This is a genomic window from Aeromonas sp. R2-2 (genome assembly GCF_040908355.1).
Lineage (GTDB): Bacteria > Pseudomonadota > Gammaproteobacteria > Enterobacterales > Aeromonadaceae > Aeromonas > Aeromonas veronii.
In genome coordinates, this window is sequence record NZ_JBFODQ010000064.1 from 1 (window position 1) to 12,306 (window position 12,306).

Sequence of the window (12,306 nt, forward strand, 5' to 3'; positions counted from 1 at the left end):
CTAAGCGTGTTCTTTCCCTCGCCAATGCTACCCTCGGGGTTATCGAGTCAGGTTCACTGGCCATCCACGCCATCGGTAGTGGCCTCTCCTTGGCCAACGGTCTCGAACGTAAACATGCGGTTAAACAGGTGGATCGCCTGCTCACTAACACCAAGCTCAATGTCTGGAGCCTCTTTGACGATTGGGTGCCCTATGTGGTCGGTGAACGTACCGAGATCGTAGTCTCCATGGACTGGACCGAATTCGATGCCGATGATCACAGTACCTTGGTTATCAGCCTGCAAACCAACCACGGTCGCAGTACTCCGCTGCTGTGGAAAACCCATCGGAAATCGTTGCTCAAAGGGCAACGCAATGCCCATGAGAAAGAGCTGCTCACCAAGCTCAAGCAGACGTTGCCAGAGGGTATCTTCGTGACGGTAGTAGCTGACCGCGGCTTTGGTTACATGGAGCTGTTCGAACGCCTGGAGCAAGAGCTAGGCTTTGCTTATCTCATTAGATTTAAAGGAAATGTTTTGGTTGGTTACCCTGGTGTAGAGCAGGTTCCAGCTCGGCACTGGCTAACGCCGACCGGGCGCACCCGAACCCTCAAAGCGGTGGAGCTAACTGGGCAGCGACAGCCTGTCGAACGGGTCTATTGTTGTCATAAGAGTGGCATGAAAGACGCGTGGTTTCTGGCCAGTAACCGGACCGACCTGAGCGCCGCCAAGGCGTTGCAACTATACGGCCAGCGCTGGGGTATCGAGACCAGTTTTCGTGATATCAAAGATTACAAATTCGGCATGGGTATGGGAGATGTGCACATCAGTAATCCGGTCCGGCGCGACCGACTGTTTTTATTCAGTGCCCTGGCCATCGTCTTGCTGACGCTGCTGGGTAAGGCTGGAGACAGTGTCGGTCTAGAGAGAACGATCAAGGTCAATACCAGCAAGAGCCGAACCTATTCGTTCTTTCGGCAAGGGGTCATCTATTACCAGTTGCTACCTAAAATGAAAGAAGCCAATGCGGTCTTGTTGATGGATAAATTTATCTACTACCTGAAGCAACACCGCTTATATACCCGCACACTTGGAATTATTTGAGTCTCTAAAAATGAGGGGATCTCTGAGCTTCTTACCTAATCGTCGCCATCTGCCGCACGCAGCGTTGCTCCCTGTCATCTACCCGCTTGGCAAACCAGGCGGTGGTGAGGTTGCGGGTGATTTTCGGGCTCTTTAGCTGAATGCCGGGCAGGATGGCGCGGGGCAGTCGCTTGCCCGCTTGCTTGTCGGCCAGGGTAAAGATGCGATGGTAGAGATCGGTCTCGGCAAATTCGGCGGTATCCCCTTTACGCAGGCTCTGGTGGATCGCCTGTTTGCTCATATTGACCCGGTTGGCGAGGGTGTAGACGGCCAGCTCGGTGTTGCCCGGCAGATCCGAGTCATAGCGGATCAGATCCCCGTCCAGCGCCAGAGTTTTGCCACTCAAGCGGCTGACGGCGGCCTGAAAAGCGGCATTGCGACTGGCATACCAGCCGGCGTTGAAGTCGGCAAAGCGGTAGAGGGTATCCGGGTAGTCGACGGGATAACCGAAGATATGCTTGGTGCCAAACCAGATGCCGCCGCGACGGGTAAAGACTTCGTGGCGAATGGAATCCTTGATTGGATAGGGGTAGCCACGGGCGTTGGCCTCGGCAAAGGCGATGCTCACCTGCATCGGGCCACCGGTATGCACCGGGTTGAGGTTGCCAAACAGCGTCTTGCCCATCGGCAGCATGCTGATCATATCTTCGAAGATTTCACTCATCTCCCGTTCGGTACGCAACTTGTCGATGCGCTCGGCATAGCTCTTGCCGGTGGGCGAGTTGATGGAGAGCGCGGCCCGCACCATAAATTCGGGGATCAGCAGCTTGGCTGCCCGTGAGTTGATCTCTTTCCAGGCGATCTTGCCAAGGCCCGGCACCACGGGGTCGGCCTGATAAGTGGCTTCCTGCTCCGCCACCGCCAGCACGCTGCAGACATTGTGATCATTGACCGTCACCCCCTGGGTGGTGAGCGCCGTCACCACGTCGTTGGCCCACCCCTGTTTGTCAGGCACCTGACGGGGCAAGAAGCGCACGATGCGGCTCTTCATATCCGCCGGTTTGCGCGGCTGCATGGCAGGCGGCGTTTTGGGGTTGCTCACGCTCGCCTCTTTGGCAGGCGCGGAGGCGGGATCACTGGCACAACCGGCCAGCAACAAGGCAGCGCAGAAGGCAAGAAGACGACAGGAAGGCAAAGCGGTCATAAGCATGTCCATTTTTTGTAGGCCCTACAGGCAGCGCCGCTGGCACTGCACTGACAAGCAAAGTGGGGCCATTGTAGAGGATTGCCTGCTGCAGTTGAAACCCGCGCTCGCAGCATCCCCTCCCCTTGCCAGCTTTTGCCACCCCACGCGCCATCCGTTGTCTGCGATGAGGAAGACATGACCTTCTTCAAGGATTCACCCGGCCCGAACCGAACGGTGAGCGCCTGATAAAAAGAAACCCCCGCCATCGCTGGCGGGGGTTGGTCGTCTGGCAAGTCGGGCTGATGCCCGCTGCAAACTCTTAGCGGTTTTTCACCTTCTGGTGCAGCTCCTGCACCGAGTTGACGTTGGCGGTGGCATCCACGCTGATGGCCATGCAGGTGGCAAACGCCTCATTCATGGTGGTGGTATACGCCACCTTGTTCTGCAAGGCGGCGCGACGCAGCTGCTTGGAGTCCTGGATCGCCACTCGCCCTTCGGCGGTGTTGACGATGTAGGTGTACTCGCCATTCTTGATGCGGTCGAGAATGTGCGGGCGACCTTCGTGCACCTTGTTGACCAGGCGCGGGTTGATGCTTGCTTCACCCAGCGCGACCGCGGTGCCGTGAGTGGCATCCAGCTCGTAGCCCAGCTCCAGCAGCTTGGCGGCCAAGTCGACCACCTGCGCCTTGTCGCTGTGGCGCACCGACAACAGGGCGCGCCCCTCTTTCGGTACGGCGTGGTTGGCACCCAGCTGCGCCTTGGCATAGGCCTCGGCAAAGCTGCTGCCCACCCCCATAACCTCACCGGTAGAGCGCATCTCTGGCCCCAGCAGCGGGTCAACCCCCGGGAACTTGGCGAACGGCAGTACCACCTCTTTCACCGAGTAGTAGGGTGGGATGATCTCTTTAGTGAAGCCCTGTTCTTGCAGCGACTGACCGGCCATCACACGGGCGGCAATCTTGGCCAGCGGGGCACCGGTCGCCTTGGAGACGAACGGCACGGTACGGGCGGCACGCGGGTTCACCTCGATGAGGTAGATGTCATCGCCCTTGACCGCGAACTGCACGTTCATCAGGCCGATAACGCCGAGCTCCAGCGCCAGCTTGCGCACCTGCTCGCGGATCTCGTCCTGAATTTTCTTGGACAAGGTATAGGGAGGCAGGGAGCAACCGGAGTCACCGGAGTGGATACCGGCCTGCTCGATGTGCTCCATGATGCCGCCGATGACCACGTCGGTGCCGTCGCAGATGGCATCCACGTCCAGCTCGGTCGCATCGTCCAGGAAGCGGTCCAGCAGTACCGGCGATTCGTTGGAGACGCTCACCGCCTCGGCGAAGTAGCGACGCAGATCCTGCTCGTCATAGACGATTTCCATGGCGCGGCCACCCAGCACGTAGGAGGGGCGAACCACCAGCGGGTAGGTGATCCGCTCGGCCAGCAGCACAGCCTGCTCCAGCGCGGTGACGGTGCCGTTTTCCGGCTGCTTGAGGCCGAGGCGCTCGACGGCAGACTGGAAGCGCTCGCGGTCTTCGGCGCGGTCGATGGCATCCGGGCTGGTACCGATGATCGGCACGCCGTTGGCTTCCAGTGCACGGGCCAGTTTCAGCGGGGTCTGGCCACCGTACTGAACGATGACGCCCTTGGGTTTTTCGATGCGCACGATTTCCAGCACATCTTCCAGGGTCACCGGCTCGAAGTAGAGACGATCCGAGGTGTCGTAATCGGTGGAGACGGTCTCCGGGTTGCAGTTGACCATGATGGTCTCGTAACCATCTTCGCGCAGGGCCAGCGCCGCGTGCACGCAGCAGTAGTCAAACTCGATACCCTGACCGATACGGTTCGGGCCGCCGCCGATGATCATGATCTTGTCGCGGTTGCTCGGGGCCGCTTCGCACTCCTCGTCATAGCTGGAGTACATGTAGGCGGTGTTGGTGGCGAACTCGGCGGCGCAGGTATCGACCCGCTTGTAGACCGGGAAGATGTTGTGGCGGGCACGCAGTTTGCGCACTTCCCCTTCGGCCACGCCGAGGATCTTGGCCAGACGGGCATCGGCAAAGCCTTTGCGCTTCAGGGCACGCAGGAAGTCGGCATCGAGACCGGCCATGCCGCGCTCTTTCACCTCTTCTTCCAGTTTCACCAGGTCTTCAATCTGTACCAGGAACCAGGGGTCAATCTTGGTCAGCTTGAAGATGCCATCCATGGAGAGACCGGCGCGGAACGCATCGGCGATGTAGAAGATACGGTCACTACCAGCGTCCTGCAGCTCGTGACGGATGCGGGTCAGGGAGTCCGGGGCATTGAGGTCAACCATGGGGTCGAAGCCGGTTTTGCCAGTTTCGAGGCTGCGCAGCGCCTTGTGCAGGGACTCCTGGAAGTTGCGGCCGATGGCCATCACTTCGCCGACCGACTTCATCTGGGTCGTCAGACGGTCGTTGGCACCGGCGAACTTTTCGAAGTTGAAGCGCGGTACCTTGGTGACCACGTAGTCGATGGCCGGCTCGAAGGAGGCCGGAGTGCGACCGCCGGTGATGTCGTTCATCAGCTCGTCGAGGGTGTAACCGATGGCGAGCTTGGCAGCGATCTTGGCAATGGGGAAACCGGTCGCCTTGGAGGCCAGCGCAGAGGAGCGCGACACCCGCGGGTTCATCTCGATGATGACCATGCGGCCATCTTTCGGGTTGATACCGAACTGGACGTTGGAGCCGCCGGTCTCGACGCCGATCTCGCGCAGCACCGCCATGGAGGCGTTGCGCATCAGCTGGTACTCCTTGTCGGTCAGCGTCTGGGCTGGCGCGACCGTGATGGAGTCACCGGTGTGGATACCCATGGGGTCGAAGTTTTCGATGGCGCAGACGATGATGCAGTTGTCGTTGCGATCCCGCACCACTTCCATCTCGTACTCTTTCCAGCCGATCAGCGACTCGTCGATGAGCAGCTCTTTGGTCGGCGACAAGTCCAGACCGCGCTCGCAGATCTCGACGAACTCTTCGGTGTTGTAGGCGATGCCGCCACCCGAGCCGCCCATGGTAAAGGAGGGACGGATGATGCAGGGGAAGCCGACCATCTGCTGCACGCCCCACGCCTCTTCCATGTTGTGGGCGATACCGGCGCGCGGGCACTCCAGGCCAATGCTGCGCATCGCCTTGTCAAAACGGGAGCGGTCTTCGGCCTTGTCGATGGCGTCGGCGGTGGCACCGATCATCTCGACACCGAACTCGGCCAGCACACCATGCTTCTCCAGTGCCAGTGCGCAGTTGAGCGCAGTCTGGCCACCCATGGTGGGCAGGATGGCGTCCGGGCGCTCTTTCTTGATGATTTCGCGCACCACTTCCCAGGTGATGGGCTCGATGTAGGTGGCGTCTGCCATCTCCGGGTCGGTCATGATGGTGGCCGGGTTGGAGTTGACCAGAATGACGCGGTAGCCCTCCTCGCGCAGGGCTTTGCACGCCTGGGCGCCGGAGTAGTCAAATTCGCAGGCTTGGCCGATGACGATGGGGCCGGCGCCGAGGATCAGGATGCTCTGAAGGTCGTTACGTTTTGGCATGAAACTCTTTCCTCTATTTCTTAGGCGCGATACTGCTTAATCAATTCAATAAAGTGGTCAAAAAGACCGGCACAGTCGTGCGGGCCCGGGCTCGCTTCGGGGTGCCCCTGGAAGCTGAAGGCCGGACGGTCGGTGCGATGGATACCTTGCAGGGAACCATCGAACAGGGAGACGTGGGTGGCGCGCAGGCAATCCGGCAGGCTGTTCTCGTCTACCGCAAAGCCGTGGTTCTGGGCGGTGATCATCACAGTGTTGTCATCGAGACTCTTCACCGGATGGTTGGCACCGTGGTGGCCAAACTTCATCTTGACGGTCTTGGCACCGGAGGCCAGACCCAGCAGCTGGTGACCCAGACAGATGCCGAATACCGGCGTGTTGGTATTAAGGAAAGCCTTGATGGCCTCGATGGCGTAGTCGCACGGCTCGGGGTCGCCGGGGCCGTTGGAGAGGAAGATGCCATCCGGGTTCATCGCCAGTACCTCGGCGGCCGGGGTCTTGGCAGGCACCACGGTCAGGCGGCAGCCACGGTCAACCAGCATCCGCAGGATGTTGCGCTTGACGCCGAAGTCATAGGCCACCACGTGGTATTTCAGCTGGTCGGCATCCGGGGTGACATGTCCCTTGCCAAGCTGCCAGCTCCCGGTCGTCCAGTTGTACGCCTCACCAACCGTCACCTCTTTGGCCAAGTCCATCCCCTTCAGACCGGGGAAGGCACGGGCCTGTTCGAGGGCATAGGCTTCATCGACCTGTTTCCCGGCCAGAATGCAGCCAGCCTGAGCGCCTTTCTCGCGCAGGATGCGGGTCAGTTTACGGGTGTCGATGTCGGCGATGCCAACGATGTTGTGAGACTTGAGGTATTCGGAGAGGGATTGCTGATTGCGGAAATTGGAGGCAAGTATCGGAAGGTCCCGGATGATCAATCCCTGAGCATGGATCTGACTGGACTCTTCATCTTCGCTGTTGGTGCCGGTGTTGCCTATATGGGGGTAAGTGAGGGTGACTATCTGACGGGAATAAGAGGGATCGGTGAGGATTTCCTGATAGCCCGTCATCGACGTATTGAAAACCACTTCACCAACGGAACATCCCTCGGCGCCTATCGACACGCCTTTGAACACAGTTCCATCTTCCAGCACTAGCAATGCAGTGTGATTCAAGACAACCTCCAGTTATTTAGCTTTAAATTCAGCAATTTACCTGGGTGTTGCGGGCTCGGTTCCGGTCTTGGACAGGACTCGAACCCGGCAGATTTCTGGCAAATTGGGCGCATTCTACTTAAAAAAAGTGGCATTTCAACGTCTTTTCTCGAATGAAATGCATCTAAATTCAATAAAAAAGCAACATTACCCATTATCTATGCACTCAATCGCTTTGCAACCCCCTCCCGCGAAAGAAAAGGAAAAACCACCATCAAAAGATGCCACCAAGCCAGCAATAGCGACAAAAACAAACAAAAAAACCAATTAAAACAATGACATTTATTTTTACGCAAAAAACATTAATGACAAATTTAACGCTTTTATGATGACAAGAGTGAACATGAAAAATGGAAAACGTTTTTCTTCGTTTGAATTTTTAGTCTTTTCCAGTCCATGTAAAAAAATGGCTTTATCCGCCATAAAGATGCTCAAATCTGTTACCTGGTGATGACATTCAGGAAGGGAAAATCTGGCAGATAACGCAATAGTGTGATTTATAAGGCATTCAGATTAAAATTACCGACAGAGTGCCTTTTTACACAAACTCTGACTGGCTGACAGCAAAAACCCCGGCAAGCCGGGGTTTTTCACTGGGTAGCAGTAGTACGAAAGTGCCGCACAGAGGCATCACTTGAGATTGAGCACATCCTGCATGTCATAAAGACCGGCACCCTGCTGACCAAGCCACTTGCCCGCTCGCACAGCACCGTTGGCGAAGGTCAGGCGACTGGAGGCCTTGTGGCTGATCTCCACCCGCTCGCCGATATCGGCAAACATGACGGTATGCTCCCCCACCAGATCGCCGGCGCGAATAGTGGCAAAGCCGATAGTGTTGCGATCCCGCTCGCCAGTGATCCCCTCGCGGCCATAGACGGCGCACTCCTTGAGATCACGGCCCAGCGTTTTGGCGACCACTTCCCCCATGGAGAGCGCGGTACCGGATGGCGCATCCACCTTGTGGCGATGGTGGCCCTCGATGATCTCGATGTCGGTGTAATCCCCCATCACCTTGGCGGCCTGCTCCAGCAGCTTGAACACCAGGTTGACCCCGACCGAGTAGTTGGAGGCGAATACTATGCCGATCTGCTTGCCAGCCTCTTTCAGGGCTGCCTTGCCTGCATCGTCAAAACCGGTGGTGCCGATCACCATCTGCTTGTGGTGGGCCAGCGCAAAGGCCAGATTGGCCAGGGTCACCTCGGGACGGGTGAAGTCGATGATGAGATCAAACTCGTCACGCACCTTGTCAAGACTGTCGCTGATGGCCACACCCAGATGGCCCAGCCCATTGAGCTCACCGGCATCAAGACCGATCACCGCCGAACCCGGCCGCTCCAGCGCCGCCCCGACCACTACGCCATCGGTGTTGGTGATGGCCTCCAGCAGCACTTTGCCCATACGACCATTACAGCCCATCACGGCCACACGGATCGGATTGTCCATCTCCACCCTCTCATCTCTTTTAATTATGGAAAGAGACCGTTTTACCAGCCCGCGCGGGGTTTGAAAAGCCATGATGCCACCACTCCTTGCTGCACTCGCCAACGGCAGTGCCCGCTGGCTGGCCAATAACTTCCTTTTGGTCACAGGCCGTTTTTCATCGTCTCACTCCATCATTTGGCAGACCGGGTGCCATCTGATAGGTTCGAACGAGTGAAATGCCAGCATAAGCAAAATCAGGGCAACGCCCGTGTCGATATCAAATGAGGTGCAAGGATGAGCGCAGGATTGCTGTTTGCTGTGGGGTTGATATCACTGACCCTGGTCATGCTGGCCGCGGCTCTGCTGTTTGGCGGGCCGAGTCCGGCACCGGCGATGGCCAGCATCAACGACCCTTTCAAGGGGAGTGACTGGAGCAACATGCCACCCCTCTCAAGATACCCGGCGCGTGACGGCACGCAGCTGGCCTATCGGCACTATGGCGCAGAGGGCAATACGAAGAACAACAAGGTCAAGGGCAGCGTGGTACTGGTTCACGGCTCTTCTGCCAGCAGTCAGAGCATGCACAAGATGGCGAACGCCTTTTCGCAAGCGGGATACGACGCCTACGCCCTCGATATTCGCGGCCATGGCGCATCGGGCAACAAAGGCACCATTGCCTACATCGGCCAGCTTGAAGACGATCTGGAAGATTTCATCAAGTCGGTGGCCCCCGACAAGCCTGCAACACTCGTCGGCTTCTCGTCAGGGGGTGGCTTTGTCCTGCGTGTTGCTGGCAGTGCGCGACAAACCCTGTTCGAGAGCTATCTGCTGCTCTCCCCCTATCTCGGCCCCACCGCCGCCAACTACCAGCCCAACAGCGGTGGCTGGGTGCGTGTCGGCTTGCCTCGCCTCATCGCCCTGAGCATCCTTAACGGTTTCCATATTTCCGCACTCAACCATCTGACCGTGCTGAACTTTGCCCTTAATGATGAGGCGAAATCCCTGCTGACCCCCTCTTACTCCTTCAACCTTGCCTCTAACTTTCAACCAGAGCGCGACTATCAGCAGAATTTACGCAATGTGCAACGCCCCTGCGCCGTGATCGCGGGTGCAAATGACGAAGCCTTCCAAACAGATCAACTTGAACCTGAGTTAAGACGTCTCGGCATCTCCTGGCCTGTCACCCTGCTGCCCGGAATTGGCCACATTCCGCTGACGCTGGAACAGGATGCTCTCGCGACAGCCGTTCAGGCGGTGGAGAAACTGACACAGTAACCACACAGCCCAGGTCTTGTGTCCACGCGTTCTGGAAATATCCGCACCATGCTCACGTAGAGATAGAGAGAGGTGCGGCTGACGTTTGGCAGCGGGAGAAATCCCCAAGATGGCATGCAGAGATCTTATCGTTTACCTCTTTCCTTATTAAAGGCACGCGATACCCGCGGACTGCGTCAGAACAGCAATGAACAATAAACAGCGCCAACTTCTTTTTCCGAATATTCTTTGGATATCTCAACAACGCCAGAATCATCAAACAAAAACACCTATCCATCTGGACGTCTATCTTGACCAAGCGAGGTTGACTCACTACTGTGGGCACCCCAATGCGGCAGGATGCCCGCCCTGTTTTCCCCCTATCCCTATCCGATACAGGTACAAAGCAGTTTATGACAGGAGGTCATTGTTCAATTTCAGAGGAACACATGATCCAGACTCAACCCAGTGCCAGGGCCTTGCTGCCACTTCTGGTTTTTCTCGCACTCTTTATCGGTACCGGTACCTGGCTGACCCTGCAGGGGGTCGAATTCGCCTTCTATCAGCTGCCCGCTCCGGTTGCAGCCCTGCCTGCGGTGATGCTCGCCCTGCTGCTTGGCAAAGAGAGCTTCAACAGCAATCTGGAGACCTTCTTCAAGGGGGTCGGCCACAGCAATATCATGGCGATGTGCCTTATCTATCTGCTGGCGGGCGCCTTTGCCAGCGTGGCCAAGGCCACCGGCGGGGTTGATGCTACTGTGGCGCTGGGCCTGTCGCTCATCCCTGGCTGGGCGCTGTTGCCCGGGCTGTTCCTCATCTCTGCCTTTATTGCTACCGCTATGGGCACCTCCATGGGCACCATAGGTGCAGTGGCGCCGGTCGCGCTGGGCGTGGCGCAGGCGGCCGGTATCGATCCTGTGCTGATGGCAGGCACCATTCTCTCCGGCGCCATGTTTGGCGATAACCTCTCCATCATCTCCGACACCACCATAGCAGCAACCCGCAGTCAGGGGTGCGAGATGAAGGACAAGTTCCGCGAGAACTTCAAGATTGCGGCCCCTGCCGCCATCGCGGTGATCCTGCTCTATCTGACCCTGGGCTCAGTGGGTGAATCCCCTGCCAACGGCAGCGCCATCGAGCTGTTCAAGGTGATGCCTTATCTGCTGATCCTGGGGCTGGCGCTCGCCGGAGTGAATGTGTTTGTGGTGCTGGGGATCGGTATTCTGGCCGCCGGAGTGGTGGGCATAATCAACGGCTACGCCATCGGTCAGTTCAGCAAGGATATCTATCAGGGCTTTACCGGCATGCAGGAGATCTTCCTGCTCTCCATGCTGATCGGCGGTCTCGGCGCCCTGATGGAGCGTCAGGGTGGTCTGGCCTGGATCAGCGAGCGCATCAGCGCCCTGATTGCCCGTTTCACTCGCGAGCACAATGGTGAACAGAACGAGAAAGCGGCCGAGCTCGGCATCGCCGGGGTGGTGAGTCTCACCAACCTGTGCACCGCCAACAACACGGTGGCTATTATCGTCGCCAGCAAGGTAGCCCGGGATCTGGCCGAACACCACGGTGTCACCCCGCGCCGAGCCGCCTCCATGCTCGATATCTTCTCCTGCGTGGTACAGGGTCTGATCCCTTGGGGCGCACAGGCGCTGCTGCTGGGGTCCATCTTCGCCCTGTCGCCGTTGGCGGTGGTGAGCATGAGTTTCTACCCGATGGCACTCGCGGTAGCGGCACTCATTGCAGTGTTTGTGAAGCACCAGATGCGTGGCAAGGCTGACAAGTAACAAACCAGAGGCTGGCGCGCCGACATGCTGTCAACAGGGGCTACACCCTGTCCCTTGTTGACTCACTAACGGATCCGCCAGCATTTATCCCACCGTTCCGGGCATCAGCCGTCCGGGGCGGGAGTTCCCCTGCCCCTTAACGTCAAGAGTGAATGTGCTAAGGTAGAGCGCGTTCAAGCCATCGATGCGCAGCTATACCAGAGGTTCCCCATGCATGAGTCCCAACCCGAACGTCAATCCCTGCGCCAACTGGTTCGTCAACGCCGCAAAAATCTGAGTCCGGCCGAGCAGCAATTGGCGGCCCAACAGCTGCTGGCCCAGTTCAAGCAACACCCCGAGATCCTCGCCGCCAAACGCATTGCCCTCTATCTGGCCAATGACGGGGAGATCAACCCCCTGCCCACCATCCACTGGCTGTGGGCCCAGCACAAAGAGGTCTACCTGCCGGTGCTCCACCCCTTTACCCCGGGTCACCTGCTCTTTTTGCGCTATACCGCCACCAGCCCCATGGTACGCAACCGCTACGGCATCGAAGAGCCGGAGCTGGATATCCTGCAGGTGGTGCCCCACAGCACGCTCGATCTTATCTGCACCCCGCTGGTCGCCTTCGATGCCCAGGGCAATCGCCTTGGCATGGGGGGCGGCTACTACGATCGCACTCTCGCCATCTGGCATGAGCACAAGCTGGGCCCCAAGCCACTCGGCATTGCCCACGACTGCCAGCAGGTAGATGCCGTCCCGCAAGAGGAGTGGGATGTGCCGCTGCCCCAGATCATCACCCCGAGCCACTGCTGGCGCTTTGAATAGGCTGTTTTTGGCAGGCAGCCCCTGCTTTGTGCGCGCAAACGCAGAATAAACA

8 protein-coding genes are annotated in these 12,306 nt (G+C 58.2%); 4 read left to right on the plus strand and 4 right to left on the minus strand.

What is annotated here, in order from left to right; all coding sequences use genetic code 11:
- Window positions 1-1,082, plus strand: a 1,082-nt coding sequence (locus tag AB5Z09_RS12750) for an IS4-like element ISAs18 family transposase (RefSeq protein WP_368195402.1), incomplete at its 5' end; no start/stop codon positions are given.
- 31 nt (window positions 1,083-1,113) lie between these two features.
- On the opposite strand, the gene AB5Z09_RS12755 is transcribed toward AB5Z09_RS12750, so the two are convergent.
- From AB5Z09_RS12755 to dapB, 4 genes are all read right to left on the minus strand, one after another.
- Window positions 1,114-2,265, minus strand: a complete 1,152-nt coding sequence (locus tag AB5Z09_RS12755; RefSeq protein ID WP_100646200.1) for a DUF1615 domain-containing protein — start codon at window positions 2,263-2,265, stop codon at window positions 1,114-1,116.
- Window positions 2,266-2,566: 301 nt separating this feature from the next.
- Window positions 2,567-5,791 carry a carbamoyl-phosphate synthase large subunit gene (gene carB, locus AB5Z09_RS12760; RefSeq protein WP_005337626.1) on the minus strand — a complete coding sequence of 1,075 codons (3,225 nt, stop codon included), beginning with the start codon at window positions 5,789-5,791 and terminating at the stop codon, window positions 2,567-2,569.
- Between the two features lie 20 nt (window positions 5,792-5,811).
- Window positions 5,812-6,948, minus strand: coding sequence for a glutamine-hydrolyzing carbamoyl-phosphate synthase small subunit (gene carA, locus AB5Z09_RS12765; protein WP_005361585.1), 1,137 nt, complete (start codon window positions 6,946-6,948; stop codon window positions 5,812-5,814).
- A 669-nt stretch (window positions 6,949-7,617) separates the two neighbouring features.
- The gene (gene dapB, locus AB5Z09_RS12770; protein ID WP_005347132.1) at window positions 7,618-8,430 is read right to left on the minus strand and encodes a 4-hydroxy-tetrahydrodipicolinate reductase; all 813 of its coding nucleotides are present in this window, start codon (window positions 8,428-8,430) and stop codon (window positions 7,618-7,620) included.
- A gap of 273 nt (window positions 8,431-8,703) precedes the next feature.
- Here dapB and AB5Z09_RS12775 point away from each other — a divergent pair, with 273 nt between their 5' ends.
- The 3 genes from AB5Z09_RS12775 to AB5Z09_RS12785 all read left to right on the plus strand — a co-directional run bounded on the left by AB5Z09_RS12775 (window position 8,704) and on the right by AB5Z09_RS12785 (window position 12,254).
- A complete protein-coding gene (locus tag AB5Z09_RS12775; protein WP_368195440.1) occupies window positions 8,704-9,684 on the plus strand; it encodes an alpha/beta hydrolase in 981 nt (326 codons plus the stop codon).
- 428 nt (window positions 9,685-10,112) lie between these two features.
- Entirely contained in the window at window positions 10,113-11,447 is a 1,335-nt protein-coding gene (locus AB5Z09_RS12780) for a Na+/H+ antiporter NhaC family protein (RefSeq protein ID WP_368195441.1), read from the plus strand.
- Between the two features lie 210 nt (window positions 11,448-11,657).
- Window positions 11,658-12,254, plus strand: a complete 597-nt coding sequence (locus AB5Z09_RS12785) for a 5-formyltetrahydrofolate cyclo-ligase (RefSeq protein ID WP_058059524.1) — start codon at window positions 11,658-11,660, stop codon at window positions 12,252-12,254.
- Window positions 12,255-12,306 lie beyond the last annotated feature (52 nt).